The sequence below is a fragment of the Psychrobacter sp. AOP7-B1-25 genome (assembly GCF_052376195.1).
In the GTDB taxonomy this organism is placed as follows: Bacteria; Pseudomonadota; Gammaproteobacteria; order Pseudomonadales; family Moraxellaceae; genus Psychrobacter.
In genome coordinates this window covers 119,856-135,145 of record NZ_JBQSVK010000004.1, presented here as the reverse complement: position 1 = coordinate 135,145, position 15,290 = coordinate 119,856, and the positions used below count along the sequence as shown (strand labels likewise).

Genomic DNA, 15,290 nt, shown 5'->3' with positions numbered 1-15,290 from the left:
CCTTGATCGTGTTTAGGTTTGGGCTTAATGATCATACGCTCTTTTTTATACCCATCATATAAATCTGCGCTTCTCTTTTATGGCACTTCTTTAGCAAAGCCTACAACAGCCGATGATTTTGCTAAAGGAATGAATTTTTACCTGATATCGACGATTAACAATTTATTAAAATTAGCTAACAGCCAAAGGTGACTTATGGACAACGCCCTCGTACAACCGATGAATGATGAATTTAAAAAACCACTTCCCGATACTGACCTTTATTACTTTGACACACGCGAAGCTGTCGAGAGTATTGAAGAAGGTGCTTATGACAAACTACCGTTCTGCTCAAAAGTATTGTGTGAAAACCTAGTACGCCGTTGCCCACCAGAAGAGTTGACCGATGCGTTAAAACAGCATATCGACCGCAAGCAAGACCTTGATTTTCCTTGGTACCCTGCCCGTGTGGTTTGTCATGATATTTTAGGTCAGACGGCCTTTGTTGATTTGGCAGGCTTACGTGATGCTATCGCTGAGCAAGGTGGTGATCCATCTAAAGTAAACCCTATTGTGCCAACTCAGCTTATCGTTGACCATTCACTAGCTGTTGAGCATGCAGGCTTCGAAGATGGCGCATTTGAGAAAAACCGTGCCATTGAAGAGCGCCGCAACGATGACCGTTTTCACTTTATCAACTGGTGTCAGTATGCTTTTGACAATGTAAACGTCGTGCCACCGGGTAACGGCATCATGCATCAGATTAACCTAGAAAAAATGTCGCCTGTCGTACAGGTCGTCCACAATAAATCAGGTGAGGAAGTCGCGTTTGCCGATACCTTGGTTGGTACTGACAGTCACACGCCGATGGTCGATGCGCTAGGTGTGATCTCAATCGGTGTTGGCGGTCTAGAGGCAGAAAGCGTGATGCTTGGCAATCCATCATATATGCGCCTACCAGATTACGTAGGTGTAAAACTAACAGGTAAATTGCAAAAAGGTATTACTGGTACGGATTTAGTACTGGCGATGACTGAGTTCTTGCGTGATGCAGGTGTGGTCTCTACCTATATAGAGTTCTTTGGTGATGGTGCGCGCCAGCTGACTGTCGGTGACCGCGCATCTATCTCCAATATGACACCTGAATATGGCGCAACTGCTGCGATGTTCTATATTGATGAGCAAACCACTGACTATTTACGTCTGACTGGTCGTAGTGAAGAGCAGATTAAACTGGTTGAGCAGTATGCCAAGCAAACTGGCTTATGGGCTGACGGTATGGAAAAAGCCGAGTACGCACGCGTGCTTGAGTTTGATCTGTCATCAGTAGGCCGCAACATGGCAGGCCCGTCACGCCCACATGCCCGCGTATCGACCGATGATTTGGTTGCCAAAGGTATCGCTCATGCTCCTGATGAAAAATTGCCTGAACCAAAAGACGGTTTGATGCCAGATGGTGCCGTGATTATCGCTGCTATCACCAGCTGTACGAACACCTCAAATCCACGCAACATGGTTGCCGCAGGTCTGGTGGCTCGTAACGCTAATGCCAAAGGATTATTACGTAAGCCTTGGGTGAAATCATCCTTAGCACCTGGCTCAAAAACGGTAAAAATGTACCTAGAAGAAGCAGGTCTGATGCCTGAGCTACAAGAGATCGGCTTTGACGTGGTTGGCTTTGCCTGTACGACCTGTAACGGTATGAGCGGTGCGCTAGACCCTGATATCGAAAAAGAAATCATCGACAATGATTTATTTACCACGGCAGTACTCTCAGGTAACCGTAACTTTGATGGACGTATCCATCCTTATGCCAAGCAAGCATTCTTAGCATCACCGCCACTAGTTATTGCATATGCCATCGCTGGAAACATCCGTTTTGATATCGAAAAAGACTCACTGGGCAAAGATCAAGATGGTAACGACGTCTATCTAAAAGACATCTGGTTTGATGATGATGAAGTTGATGCTATCGTCGCTGCGGCTGTTAAGCCTGAGCAGTTTGATGCGGTCTATATCCCAATGTTTGATGAAGCCAAAAAAGACACAGGCAATGCATTAAGCCCATTATATGACTGGCGTGAAATGACCACTTATATCCGCCGTCCACCTTATTGGGAAGGCAAAATGGCCAAGAAAAATAAACTATCAGGCCTGCGTCCACTTGCTGTACTTGGTGATAACATCACAACTGACCATATGTCACCATCAAACGCCATTCTGGGCTCGTCAGCAGCTGGCGAGTACCTAGATACCATGGGCTTGCCTGCTGAAGATTACAACTCATACGCCACCCATCGCGGCGACCATTTAACCGCGCAACGTGCCACCTTTGCCAATCCTAAGCTATTGAACGAAATGGTACGCGACGAAGATGGTGAAGTTGTCCAAGGCTCATTGGCCCGCGTCGAGCCAGAAGGTCAAGTTATGCGCATGTGGGAAGCAATTGAAACCTACATGAACCGTGAACAGCCGCTTATCATCATCGCAGGTGATGGTTATGGTCAAGGCTCAAGCCGTGACTGGGCTGCCAAAGGGGTGCGTCTCGCTGGCGTAGAAGCCGTCGTTGCTGAGGACTTTGAGCGTATTCATCGTCAAAACCTGGTCGGTATGGGCGCGCTGCCTTTACAGTTTGAGGAAGGCACGACTCGCCATACGTTAGATATCGATGGCACGGAAACCTTTGATGTCACAGGCGAAGTCTCGGCTGGCGGGTTGATGACTCTAGTGATTCATCGTGCCGATGGTAGTACCACTGAGACGCCTATTATCTGCCGCTTAGATACGGCTGATGAAGTGAAAATGTACAATGCTGGCGGTATGCTACAACGCTTTGCTAAAGAGTTTATCGAAGGTACGCTTGATATCGTCTAAGGCTATCCTGTAGGTTTTAGCGCGATAAACAGAAAAGCGTCAAAGTTGCCGATGTTGTATAACCTTATATGACATCGGCTTTTATTTGCTTTTGCGTTCTATACACTGAGTTTTGTCACTTACTCCTAAGTATTAGATAGTAGCTAAATATTGAGTTTACTTAATCAATGGCGTAATATGTACCATATATTGTACAAGTTATGCAAAATATCATGAAAGGAGTAAGCCATGCGAGTCGTTAGTTTTTCAGAAGCCAGAAAGCACCTAAAGTCCGTCCTAGATACGGTAAACGATGATGCCAACGCTACTATCGTAACCCGCCGTGACGCTGATGATGCGGTTGTGATGTCGCTTGATTATTACAATAGCCTGATGGAAACCGTCTATCTATTAAAATCTCCTGCCAATGCAGCGCACTTAGCGGACTCTATTGCTCAATATAAAGCTGGCAAGACCGTTACGCGTGAGCTAATTGATATGGCAGAAGACAGTGATGATAATGAGCATACGGATAGCGATATTGAAAGTGCTTGAACTCAAAGACTTTAATCAACCCAAAGGGTCTAATAATGAGTGAGCAACTAGCTTGGACAGATGCTGCGTGGAAGGACTATCTTTACTGGCAAACCCAAGACAAAAAAACACTCAAACGTATTAACAAACTCATCACCGAATGTAAGCGTAATCCGTTTGAAGGTATTGGCAAACCTGAACCTCTAAAAGAGAACCTCTCCGGATTCTGGTCAAGACGCATCGATGATGCCAATCGGTTGGTATATGCCGTCGATGATAATTATCTGACGATTATCTCTTGTCGCTATCATTATTGACGAGCGTTCTTAGTCATGTAGGTTTACTTGCTAATGGCACCATACCCAATCTTATAACGATATAAAAAGGACTTAATACAGTGGCTCAAACTAATTCTAAAATCAATTCTAAATCTAAACCCTCTTTCGCCCCGCAACTATCAGTCCCCGCTACTTATATGCGCGGTGGCACTTCAAAAGGCACTTTCTTTAAGTTATCCGACTTACCTGAGCGTTGCCAAGTCGCTGGCGAGTCACGTGATAAGTTTTTACTACGTGTGATTGGTAGCCCAGATCCTTATGGTAAGCAAATCGATGGCTTGGGTAATGGCAGCTCTAGCACCTCAAAAACGGTTATTTTATCTCCAGCAAATGATGACAGCCACGATGTCAACTATCTATTTGGACAAGTTAATATCGCCAAACCTATGATTGACTGGGCGGGTAACTGTGGCAACTTAACCGCAGCTGTTGGTGCTTGCGCCATTAATATGGGGCTAGTTGCTGCCGACAAGATTGCTAATAGCATCGATGACAATACTAAAATCGGCATTTGCGAAGTCCGTATTTGGCAAGAGAATATCGGTAAAACGATTATTGCCCATGTCCCCGTTTACAAAGATGCGAATGATAAAGTACAAGTTCAAGAGACGGGCGACTTTGAATTAGATGGTGTGACCTTCCCTGCTGCTGAAGTCAAAATTGAGTTCATCGATCCAGTCGATGCCACCAGCGACATGTTCCCTACTGGTAACTTGGTCGATGACTTCGATGTGACGGGCTGCGGTCTAAATACTGATAGCGTCAAAGCTACCTTTATTAGCGCAGGTATCCCAACCATCTTTATGAAAGCAGAAGATTTAGATTTTACTGGTACTGAGTTGCAAGGCGACATCAATAGCGACAGTGAGCTACTTGCTAAGCTTGAAAATATCCGCGCCACAGGCGGCGTTGCGATGGGGCTATTTAAAGACGTAAGCGAGGCACAGACCAGCCAACACATTCCTAAAGTCGCTTGGGTGGGCGCAGCACAGAGCTATACGGCCTCTAGTGGTAAGTCGGTTGATGCAGGCGATATTGATCTAGTGGTACGTGCCATGAGTATGGGCCAATTGCATCACGCTATGATGGGTACCGCAGCCGTCGCTATTGCCGCCGCGGCAACCACGCAGGGTACACTGGTCAATCAAGCGGCAGGTGGTGGTGAGCTGTCAGAGGTGCGCTTTGGCCACCCATCAGGTACATTGCTCGTCGGTGGAAAGACTGAACTGGTTGATGGACGCTGGCAAGCCAAAAAAGTCTCTATGAGCCGATCAGCAAGGCGTATTATGGTTGGTGAAGTTTTTGTGCCAGCAGATGATTTTTAATTAGGGGTTAATAAATGGAAAGAGATTTGTACAAAAACGGCTTCACAGAAGAATATGTACCTGACTATTTGTGCCCCCGCTGTAATAAAGGTTTGTTACAACTAAATAAGGATACCTTAAAATCGGTTGAAACAGTTGATTCAAAAATATATCAACGTAATGAATATTCTGAATTTCAGGATATGCAAATAACTTTTAATTGTATGTTTAAATGCATCAATGATAAATGTGGTGAGGTTGTTGCTTGTACTGGGCATGCAGGCGTAGATATTGATTACGATGATTTTAGTCAGTCTAATGAGTATTATACTTATTATAAACCTTTATTTTTCTATCCAAACCTCAAGTTAATCGCTATTCCAGAAGACGCTCCTGATAATATTAAAAAATTGTTAAACAAATCATTTGAATTATTTTTTACCTCTCCTTCCGCAGCAGCCAACCTAGTAAGAATATCTATTGAAAAAATACTTACAGATCAAAAAGTTAAGAAGATGAAAAATTTGTATCGGAGGATTGAAAATCTGCCAGAAAAGCATAGTGGTTTGAAAGAGAAATTTTTTGCATTAAAATGGTTAGGTAACGCTGGGAGTCATTCAGGTGAAGAATTAAGTTTAGATGACACTATGGATGCTTACGAACTGATTGAACACATTCTTTCTCAGGTGTATGCGCCTCCTACTAATAATCTAAATACATTGGCACAAAATATAAATAAATCTAGAGGTCCAATAAAAAGTAGAGGCCTTAGTAACTAATGTAATTTTAGAATAAACTTTTATGCCAACATCTCCCCAGCCACGCCGTGTACCCTTAGACAAAAAACCGCCAGTCGAAAAGAAAGAACGGCGTGCGCTGCTGTGGGATATTCTAAAGAAACTGGCAATATTTGCTAAACCTTATCGCTTGCTTATCATAGCCACCTTAGCGCTGACTGCATTAGGCTCGTTTACTGCGCAGGTCAATGCATTTGTACTGCGTTATACCGTTGATACGCTGACCGAAATTGCTACGCTTGCTGAGCCATGGCAGGCGGGTCTGCGTATGCTCGGTATTATCAGTGCTGTACTTTTGACCAAAGAGATACTCTCGATATTTATCTCTTTCGGTCAGCGTTTTTTTGGTGAAAAAATCCGTATCAACTTGTCTCGCGATTTGTCTCAAAAAATCATTGAGCGCATTCTCACCTATCGCATGGCATTTTATACCAGCAGTGAGAACGACAGTGGTAAGCTGCAAACCCGTATTGACTACGGTGTCAACAGTCTTACCAGCCTTGTGCAAAACTTCTTTATCGATATGCTACCGCTATTTGCCAATGCAATTGTGGCACTTATCATCATGTTTTCGACCAATTTTTGGGTCGGCATGGTTGGTCTTATTGTCATACCTATTTACTTTTTTATCAGTCAAAAACAAGCACGGCGTCTACAAGGTTTTCGTCGGCAGATGCGTGGGTTTCGTGAGGCCAAAAGCGGTTTGGTGATCTCTTTGATTAACTCGATCAGCGTGGTGAAATCCTTCGTCCGCGAGTCTATCGAGGCTGAAAAGCACTTAAGCATCCAAAAAGAGATGACCGACAATCAGTTGCGTATTCGCAGTATTGGTTTTGTTTATGATGCTATCAAAACCTTTATCGAGCAGATTGGTGTGGTGGTTATCATTCTTCTCACTGCTTATTTTGTGCTACAAGGTGAGATGACCATTGGTATGATTTTATTTCATGTCATGCTGTTTCAAAACGTCGCGGCCCCTATCCGTCAATTACACCGTATCTACGACCAGATCAATAATGCATTAACTTATGCCGAAGGGTTTTTTGATATTTTAGAAGATGATAAGCAAGTAGAAAATATTGACGGTATCAGTAGCGAAAACTTAAAAGGTCATATCGAGCTTAAAAACGTCGACTTGACCTATCCTAATGGCACGCAAGCGCTAAAAAACGTTAGTTTTACCATCAAGCCCAATCGTATCACCGCGCTGGTTGGTCTCTCTGGAGCTGGCAAAAGCACGATTATTAATTTATTGGTTAAGTTCTACGCGCCAGACGCTGGCACGATCTATCTAGATGAACATGATTTGGCTGACTGTGATACCCACGAGTTGCGTCAGCGCATTGGTCTGGTACTGCAGAGTAATCATATTTTTTCGGGTACGATCAGTGAAAATATCCGCTATGGCAATATGAATGCCAGCATTGACGACATCATCATTGCTGCAAAAAAAGCCTCTATACACGATCAGATCATAGGGTTAGCTGATGGTTACGAGAGTACTGCCAAATCCCTATCTGGCGGTCAGCAGCAGCGTATTGCGCTGGCACGTATGTTCTTAAAAGACCCTCCTATTGTGTTTTTGGATGAACCAACAGCCAGTCTTGATGCCATTGCCACTCAGCAGATTAAACAAAGTCTAGATCTGATTAAAAAAGACCGTACTGTCATTATCGTTTCACACAATATTTCACAAATTATCGATGCTGACGACTTGGTGGTGATTGAAAATGGCCGCGTGATGGAGACAGGAACACACGAAGCTCTGTATGCCAATCATGGTAAGTACTATGAAATATTCAATGCCATGTCCGATAGTTTGAATTTAAACAAAATCAGTCAAACCCTAAACGGTTAGGAATGGTTAATGCCAGCCTAAATCGTTATAATGCCCCTATTTTACCGCCTATTGCCAGAAGCTAGCCCATTATGACTTGTGAATTTTCTCTAAAAACCTTTGACGAGCTGACCTCAGTTGATCTTTATCATATTTTAAAGGCGCGCTCGCAAGTGTTTGTCGTCGAACAAAACTGTGCCTATCAAGATATGGATGAAGTGGATTTTGATTGTTTGCACCTAATTGCTCATCAAAACGCAGCATTGGTAGGCTATTGCCGTATCATTCCACCTGAGTTTAATAAGCTGAAATCCAACTTGTCAGTAGCTGATCCTGCCATTAAGACCAACCATACTGAGATGCCTGCCATAGGTAGAGTCCTTGTGCTATCAGAGCACAGAGGTGATGGCCTAGCACGGCAAATGATGAATCAGGCTATTGCACAGTGCCGCAAAAAGTACGGTAAAAAGCGCCCGATTATCATCTCGGCACAGGCTTACTTACTCAACTTTTACGAGTCGCTAGGTTTTGTAGCTGAAGGCGAGCATTATCTCGAGGACAATATCGAGCATGTAAAAATGGTGTTGTACGTTGCTAAGAAGAATAAAATCAAAAAAGAAAGTACAGATACCGCGTCAACCACGACCAAAGTTTTAAGTTTCCTGTTGTTTATTATGGCAGCGCTATTTATTTTAGGTCTGCTGTACTTAATGATTTAAACGGTCATTAACGTCTTAATTCTTAACACAATTCAAATTGGTTGTTCCATATTGAGTATGCTACTTTTAAATGATAATTCCTTTAAAAGGATGGCTGAGATAATCAGTCAAGGAAGTAGCACACTCAGGATGAGGAACCAACCATGTCAAATACCGATTCAGATACAGTCAATTCAAATACAAACGGTGCGACGGTAGAGAGCAACATCCGTCCACAATATGACGATGAAATTCAAAAAATCGCTGATTACGTTCTTAATTACTCAATAGATGACCAATCACCAAACCCTACTGATGCATGGAATACCGCACGCCACTGTCTAATGGACACGCTTGGCTGTGGTTTGCTGGCATTGCGCTTCCCTGAATGTACCAAACACTTAGGGCCTGATTGCCACGATCAAATCACGCCACACGGTGCTCACGTCCCTGGCACCTCCTATAGACTAGACCCTATCAAGGCCGCTTTTAATATTGGTTGCATGGTGCGCTGGCTTGATTATAACGATACGTGGCTTGCTGCCGAATGGGGTCATCCTTCCGATAACCTGGGTGGTATCTTGGCGGTCGCTGACTACATCAGTCAGAAAAATATCAGCCAAGGACAAACGCCATTGACCATGAAAGCAGTGCTTGAAGCCATGATCATGGCGCATGAAATTCAAGGTGTACTGGCACTCGAAAACTCATTCAACCGTGTGGGGCTTGATCATGTGTTTTTGGTTAAGTTGGCATCCACAGCGGTCGTCGCCAAACTATATCAACTGCCACGTGAGCGTATCATGGCAGCGATCTCACAAGCCATCGTCGATGGTCAGGCACTGCGTACCTATCGTCACGCACCCAATGCTGGTAGCCGAAAATCATGGGCAGCAGGTGATGCAACCAGTCGTGCAGTACGCCTAGTAGATATAACAGCGCGTGGTGAAATGGGTATTCCTGGCGCATTAACCGCACCGCAATGGGGTTTCTATGATGTGCTGTTCAGCCATACCAACAAGGATCTAGCCACAAAGCCTGAAGACGATCGTCGCTTTAAATTCCAGCGAGATTTTGGTAGTTATGTGATGGAAAATATCTTATTTAAAATAAGTTTTCCCGCTGAGTTTCATGCACAGACTGCTTGTGAGGCCGCGGTCATTTTACATCCGCATGTGAAAGGAAGAATTGATGATATCGAAAAAATCGTCCTGACTACCCATGACTCAGCCATTCGCATCATCTCAAAAGAAGGTGCACTTGCCAATCCAGCGGATCGAGATCATTGCTTACAGTACATGGTAGCTGTGCCACTATTGACAGGCGATCTGATGGCAGAGAACTATGAAGACGACTATCACGAACAGCATTTGTCAATCGATGAGCTACGCGGAAAAATGGTCGTAGAAGAAAACGTGCAGTATTCAAAAGACTACCATGACCCAAGCAAACGCTCTATTGCCAACGCCATTCAAGTGTTTTTTACAGATGGCAGCAGTACAGAAAAAGTGGCTGTTGAATATCCCATCGGGCATAAACGCCGACGTGCAGAGGGCATTCCTGTTCTAGAAGCAAAATTCCATGCCAGTCTGGCTACTCGCTTTATCGAAAATCGTTGTCAACAGATTATTGAGCTATGCGACGATCAGGAAAAACTGGAGCAAACACCTGTTAATGAGTTTATGTCACTGTTTGAAGCGTATTAGATTGATGGCTCACTATGCTGTCAAAATAACGACTACCAAGGTATCGACTCTCCTGCCCAATCGACAAAACTGCCTGATTGGGAAGCAGTCATACCAGACAATACTTCTAATAAGCATTCTGCGCTATACGCTGGCGAGAACAGATGTCCTTCAGCGACATTGCCTTGAAACGGCGCGGACAGCTGAGTGTCAACAGTGCCCGGTTGCATAACGACCACGCACACATCTTTAAGTGATCTACCCCATTCGATACTTAGATTTTTCATACCCATATTGAGCGCCGCCTTGCTCATTCTGTAGCTATACCAGCCGCCTAGCTGGTTGTCAGTGATACTACCGACACGAGCTGATACGGTCGCAAAAATAGCAGGTTGATTGGTGCTGCGATTAGCTTTGGCGAGCAACGGTTTGATGTGCTTAGCTATCAGCAAACTGGCTAATGCATTGATTTGCATATTTTGCAAAAAGAACTCTGTTTCCATCTGACGCAAGGCCTTTTCTGGCTGTGCCATCTCTGTATGCAATAACCCCACGCAGTTGATTACCCAATCCACATGACCGACCGTCTGTTTGATGCTCTCGGCAGCTTTTTTGATGCTCTCCTCATCACTGACGTCCATCGGTAACCAATGCAGGTTTTCCGCTTCAATATTCGGCTCATTGCGATGATAAGTAGCAAATATTTGTGTGCGATGGCTTTGATCAGATTGATTATCCGTTTGATTCACAAGCGTTGCTTGTATTAATTGCTGCACCATGGCCTGACCAATACCACCTGTTCCGCCGATGATAAGATAAGTTTTATTACTCATATAACACTTCCTTTTTTGATATGCTTTTGACATGATTTGGTTTTATGTATTCATTTTGGCTGATTTTATGAGCGTTTACTATGATAAAAATAATACAGGTCATCTTTATTCTATATACGCTACAATAATCTATAAAAATTAAAATACCTGTTTTTTCTTATATTGACGCTTTCATATGGATATTATCGCATTATGCTACCACCACAAGATCAACTGACCGAGCTGGTACGATCCTTAGAGACCGATCAGCACGTCTTTGCCACTGACCCGCTATTAATCACGGAAAAACTTCAGGGCGAGGACGGTACACCTATTCAAAAGCTGCATAGACGGGCGTCACGTATAGACAGCAATGGGGCGCTTGCGCGTGTGCTGGGAAAAATTGATGGCCGTATAAAGGGCATCATGATTGTTATGAGTGTGGTGTGGTGTATCTCGGGATTTTTGGGATTGTTTACTCTATTGCAGTCTAATGTTGTGAACTTCTTTTACGTATTGGTTTGTTTACTTGGTTTTCATACCATTATGCTTGGTGGCTGGCTTGTCATGACCTTTGTCAGTCGAGATCAGCAATCGCCCAGTTGGTTTGCAAGCTTTGTCAGTCCGAGTTATCTCATACGCGGTAAGGATGATGTGACCAAGGCTGCCGTCGATCTGTATGAGCGCCAGTTGCAGCACAGCGGTATGCGTTGGTATTTGGGGCGGTTTAGCCATCAGTTATGGCTTGCGACATTGACCGGTATGTTGCTGGCGATTATATTTTTACTGGTGGTACGTCAGTACAGCTTTAGCTGGGAATCAACCCTACTCTCTGATCAAGCCCTAGTGAGCTTGACTCAGATACTAGGATGGCTACCGAGTATGGTGGGATTTGGAGTACCAGACAGTGAGGCTATCGCGCAAAGTCGATTGGTGACAAATGCCATGCCACTGTCTGTTGCACGGCAATGGGCAGGATTGCTAGTAGGTAGCTTACTGATGTACGGCATTGTACCGCGAGCGATAGCATGGGCATTCTGTGCATTGATGTTCCGCCGCAAAAAAATGCGTTTGGATATTAAACAGCCGTATTATCAAAAAATCCTAAACTTTTGGCAGCGGCATGTGGTGGATGCTGATGACTTTACTGAGGCGCCAGCCCCTATCGCTCCAAAGGCGACGGTCAGTGCTGGCAAGAAGTTAGTTGCTCTACTTGAATACCCTGCAGATCAGGACAAATGGTGGCAGTCAGGCTTAGATAACAGCAATCATGATTTTGAAAATTCAAGCGAAATTGAGAATTTTGGTATCGTCGACGACCGTGATGATATGGCACGGCTTAAAAATTACTTAGATGCGCATCCTGTGCAAGTCTTGCTCGGCATTCATAGCAACGCCCTGCCTGACCGCGGTACGCTACGCAAACTCGATCAAATTTCTACTCATGCAAAAGATGGTCTTATCGTACAACTGCTTGGTGACAACAGTGCTTCAGGATTGTCTGACGGACGTACCAATGAAGAGCCACTGAACAAACAAGCAGTTCGATATCAGCAGTGGCAAACAGCACTCTCTGCACGAAAAATTGGATTGATTGACTCAAGCGCTCAATAAATTCTAATGCTTAATATAGTAACACCCTCTAAGCTTATTATGACAAGGATGTTTTATAGTGGCTAGGAGCCCAAGATGGCAGCAGACAATTCCCTTATGACCCTAGGTCAGTATGGTCAATTATTGGATGGTTACCGAGAGGCGTTAAACCAAAGTATATTAATGGCTGCGCCAGAGTCGTGGCAGCCAAAGCTGGCGAGTATTCTACCCACGTATTGGCAAGAGTGGCTACTACCGCTGGCGGGTGGTCCATTTTTCTTATTATTTTTAGCAGAATGGTTCTATCAGTCCAAGCGCGGCAACGGTAATCGCTTTAGCTGGCGCCGTGCGATGACCAATTTTAGCTTGGGTGGCTCTTATTTAGGGTTTGAGTTGATTGTTCAAGCGCTTATCGTCATACCTATCTGCTTATGGTTATATCAATATCGCTTATTTACTATTGAGGTAACATGGCTCACCGCTATCCCTATATTTGTCGCGGTTGAGTTCAGCTACTATTGGTTCCATCGCGCGTCACACCGTATGAATTGGTTTTGGTCAGCGCATGTCGTGCATCATTCAGATGACCATATGAATCTATCCACTGCGATGCGGCAAAGCCTGTTGTATTCAGTGACGGGTTGGTGGTTATTCTTTGTCCCGCTGATGATGTTGGGCGTACATCCTGTCTGGGTATTCTTCTTTTATGCACTAGATTTGATTTATCAATTCTTTATCCATACTGAAACCGTAGGAAAATTTCCAAAATGGGTGGAGTATGTCTTTGACACGCCATCCAATCACCGTGCCCATCATGGAACCAACGACGAATACATTGATCAAAATTACGGTGGCGTTCTCATTATTTTCGACCGCTGGTTTGGGACTTATGTAGAAGAAGATACCGTTAACAACCCTGTCAAATATGGTGCTGTTGGTGAAACCAGTCATGATAATATTGTTAGTCTGATATTTGGTGTCTTTTACCGGCTGTGGCAGCGGTTTTTTCGGGCTAAAGGGTTAAAGAAAAAGCTAAAGGTACTGCTGCGGCCACCTAGTGCAGTCTAATATAATGTGAATGTGTAGATGACAGTCTATGATATGGACAATACGCATTCATAACCGATACTCAATCAGATTTGTTTTACAATAAATAGCTACTATGTGTTTTGGCTATCAAAAAATATAAGACGTTACTATGAATAATAACAATAAAAATAATCATGAGAATAACAAGCCTGCAGGTCTCTTTGCGGACAAGGCCCATGAGCCAACCAATAATGTCTCAAATCATCCTTCAGACACCACTTTAAAGCCTACTCAAGACAATCAACCTGTATCAACAGAAGAGTTATCAACAACAAAAGAAGCAGCAGCAAGAACAACAAAGAAAACCATAGCTAGTGGCGAACCGCTCAAATTGGCCGTCGTCGGTCATACCAATACGGGTAAAACCTCTATATTGCGCACATTGTTGCGTGACGTATATTTTGGTGAAGTCAAAAACGAAGCGGCGACCACACGTCACGTCGAACAAGCACAACTGACAGACAGTCGTACTGGCGAGGTGCTAGTGGCATTATATGACACACCTGGTTTGGAAGACGCTTCAGGACTTATGGATTGGCTAGAGGACAACACTGCCAGTCGCCGTGATGGTATTGAACGTCTGCAACAGTTTTTGGCAGCGGATGTCGCTCAAGGTTCGGATAGCTATGACTTGCCCTATGATTATAGTCAAGAAGCCAAAGTCATCCGTCAGCTACTGACCAGTGATATGGCCATCTACGTGGTAGATGCTCGTGAGCCGGTATTGGGTAAATATAAAGATGAGCTGGCTATTTTATCTTGGGCTGCGATTCCTGTGATGCCTGTTTTTAATTTTACCGACAGTCAGGATGCCAATATCGACGACTGGCAGATGATGCTGGCAAGACGCAATCTGCATATTTCAACGCGTTTTGATTCGGTCGCGTTTGAGTTTGAAGATGAGATGCGGCTATGGAAAAACCTAGCAACCATGCTCACCCACTCTGAAATGCTTGAGCAGCTGATGCAACGGCGGACTGAGGATTGGGCCCAGATTTATGATGAGGCCAATATCATCATCGCTGATTTTCTATTGAATGTCGCCGCCTTTGTACACGAGATCAATGACGATGATGACCCACTGCCTGTGTTACAGCAAATGCAAGAAGTGGTTAGGCAAAGCGAGCGTGCGATGCAGCACAACCTACTCAATCTTTATAAGTTTTATGATAACGCGGTCGCTGCAACACCGCTTGAACTACAAGCCTATCAACAAGACCCATTTGATCCTGAACTTCTCAAGAGCTACGGTATTCGTACCACTTCTGGTGCAGCTGCTGGTGCGCTTTTAGGACTAGGTATCGATGCAGCAGCATTAGGTACGACACTGGGATTGGGTGCCGCAATAGGTGGTATTGCAGGCGGGTTGCTATCAAACACTAGCAGTATTGCCGATAGGCTTACTGGGGTGAAACGCCTGTATATCGATCCTGCTACGTTGACGCTATTAGCAACGCGAGCATTAGACTTACTTACAGCCTTACGTCATCGTGGCCATGCTGCTACAGATGCCACTCAGTTATTATACAAAGGCGAAAATAGCAGTCTTGGAACGTCAACAACTGACGACAGTGACAATACAGATGAAGATAATAATCCAATGACTATATGGCCAGCTCATAAATTACCAAGTGAGCTAAAAAAAGCCCGTGGTAAACCGCAATGGTCATCGCTCAGCAGTGGTAAGTCCGAACAAGCTCAGTTATTACGCACAGACATGGCGTGGTCGCTATCAGGTAAGTTACAGTCATATAAGCATGAATCATAGATT

12 protein-coding genes are annotated in these 15,290 nt (G+C 44.3%); 11 read left to right on the top strand and 1 reads right to left on the bottom strand.

Features of this window, described 5'->3' with window-relative positions; genetic code table 11:
- Window positions 1-195 precede the first annotated feature (195 nt).
- The 8 genes from acnD (at window position 196) to ACT3QR_RS05810 (ending at window position 10,046) form a co-directional block, all read left to right on the top strand.
- A complete protein-coding gene (gene acnD, locus ACT3QR_RS05845) occupies window positions 196-2,853 on the top strand; it encodes a Fe/S-dependent 2-methylisocitrate dehydratase AcnD (RefSeq protein WP_444520448.1) in 2,658 nt (885 codons plus the stop codon).
- A 228-nt stretch (window positions 2,854-3,081) separates the two neighbouring features.
- On the top strand, window positions 3,082-3,387 hold the full coding sequence (locus ACT3QR_RS05840) for a type II toxin-antitoxin system Phd/YefM family antitoxin (RefSeq protein WP_444520447.1): 306 nt from the start codon (window positions 3,082-3,084) through the stop codon (window positions 3,385-3,387).
- A 35-nt stretch (window positions 3,388-3,422) separates the two neighbouring features.
- Entirely contained in the window at window positions 3,423-3,683 is a 261-nt protein-coding gene (locus ACT3QR_RS05835) for a Txe/YoeB family addiction module toxin (RefSeq protein ID WP_037025847.1), read from the top strand.
- An 80-nt stretch (window positions 3,684-3,763) separates the two neighbouring features.
- Window positions 3,764-5,029, top strand: a complete 1,266-nt coding sequence (gene prpF, locus ACT3QR_RS05830) for a 2-methylaconitate cis-trans isomerase PrpF (protein WP_444520446.1) — start codon at window positions 3,764-3,766, stop codon at window positions 5,027-5,029.
- Window positions 5,030-5,043: 14 nt separating this feature from the next.
- Entirely contained in the window at window positions 5,044-5,787 is a 744-nt protein-coding gene (locus tag ACT3QR_RS05825; RefSeq protein ID WP_444520445.1) for a DUF4145 domain-containing protein, read from the top strand.
- A 22-nt stretch (window positions 5,788-5,809) separates the two neighbouring features.
- The gene (locus ACT3QR_RS05820) at window positions 5,810-7,663 is read left to right on the top strand and encodes an ABC transporter ATP-binding protein (protein WP_444520444.1); all 1,854 of its coding nucleotides are present in this window, start codon (window positions 5,810-5,812) and stop codon (window positions 7,661-7,663) included.
- Between the two features lie 71 nt (window positions 7,664-7,734).
- Window positions 7,735-8,361, top strand: a complete 627-nt coding sequence (locus ACT3QR_RS05815; protein ID WP_444520443.1) for a GNAT family N-acetyltransferase — start codon at window positions 7,735-7,737, stop codon at window positions 8,359-8,361.
- A 143-nt stretch (window positions 8,362-8,504) separates the two neighbouring features.
- Window positions 8,505-10,046, top strand: a complete 1,542-nt coding sequence (locus ACT3QR_RS05810) for a bifunctional 2-methylcitrate dehydratase/aconitate hydratase (protein ID WP_444520442.1) — start codon at window positions 8,505-8,507, stop codon at window positions 10,044-10,046.
- A gap of 32 nt (window positions 10,047-10,078) precedes the next feature.
- Here ACT3QR_RS05810 and ACT3QR_RS05805 read toward each other — a convergent pair whose 3' ends face one another.
- Entirely contained in the window at window positions 10,079-10,858 is a 780-nt protein-coding gene (locus ACT3QR_RS05805) for an SDR family oxidoreductase (protein ID WP_444520441.1), read from the bottom strand.
- A 192-nt stretch (window positions 10,859-11,050) separates the two neighbouring features.
- Between ACT3QR_RS05805 and ACT3QR_RS05800 the strand changes: the two genes are divergently transcribed.
- The 3 genes from ACT3QR_RS05800 (at window position 11,051) to ACT3QR_RS05790 (ending at window position 15,287) form a co-directional block, all read left to right on the top strand.
- Complete coding sequence (locus ACT3QR_RS05800; protein WP_444520440.1) at window positions 11,051-12,451, top strand: DUF2868 domain-containing protein; 1,401 nt, start codon at window positions 11,051-11,053, stop codon at window positions 12,449-12,451.
- 75 nt (window positions 12,452-12,526) lie between these two features.
- Window positions 12,527-13,498, top strand: coding sequence for a sterol desaturase family protein (locus ACT3QR_RS05795; RefSeq protein ID WP_444520439.1), 972 nt, complete (start codon window positions 12,527-12,529; stop codon window positions 13,496-13,498).
- Window positions 13,499-13,628: 130 nt separating this feature from the next.
- Window positions 13,629-15,287, top strand: coding sequence for a DUF3482 domain-containing protein (locus ACT3QR_RS05790; protein ID WP_444520438.1), 1,659 nt, complete (start codon window positions 13,629-13,631; stop codon window positions 15,285-15,287).
- Window positions 15,288-15,290 lie beyond the last annotated feature (3 nt).

Coding starts and splice junctions, on each gene's coding strand:
- ACT3QR_RS05815 (WP_444520443.1), top strand. CDS start 7,735: ATGACTTGTGAATTTTCTCTAAAAACCTTTGACGAGCTGACCTCAGTT.
- ACT3QR_RS05820 (WP_444520444.1), top strand. CDS start 5,810: ATGCCAACATCTCCCCAGCCACGCCGTGTACCCTTAGACAAAAAACCG.
- ACT3QR_RS05835 (WP_037025847.1), top strand. CDS start 3,423: ATGAGTGAGCAACTAGCTTGGACAGATGCTGCGTGGAAGGACTATCTT.
- ACT3QR_RS05840 (WP_444520447.1), top strand. CDS start 3,082: ATGCGAGTCGTTAGTTTTTCAGAAGCCAGAAAGCACCTAAAGTCCGTC.
- acnD (WP_444520448.1), top strand. CDS start 196: ATGGACAACGCCCTCGTACAACCGATGAATGATGAATTTAAAAAACCA.
- ACT3QR_RS05810 (WP_444520442.1), top strand. CDS start 8,505: ATGTCAAATACCGATTCAGATACAGTCAATTCAAATACAAACGGTGCG.
- ACT3QR_RS05800 (WP_444520440.1), top strand. CDS start 11,051: ATGCTACCACCACAAGATCAACTGACCGAGCTGGTACGATCCTTAGAG.
- ACT3QR_RS05795 (WP_444520439.1), top strand. CDS start 12,527: ATGGCAGCAGACAATTCCCTTATGACCCTAGGTCAGTATGGTCAATTA.
- ACT3QR_RS05805 (WP_444520441.1), bottom strand. CDS start 10,858: ATGAGTAATAAAACTTATCTTATCATCGGCGGAACAGGTGGTATTGGT.
- ACT3QR_RS05825 (WP_444520445.1), top strand. CDS start 5,044: ATGGAAAGAGATTTGTACAAAAACGGCTTCACAGAAGAATATGTACCT.
- ACT3QR_RS05790 (WP_444520438.1), top strand. CDS start 13,629: ATGAATAATAACAATAAAAATAATCATGAGAATAACAAGCCTGCAGGT.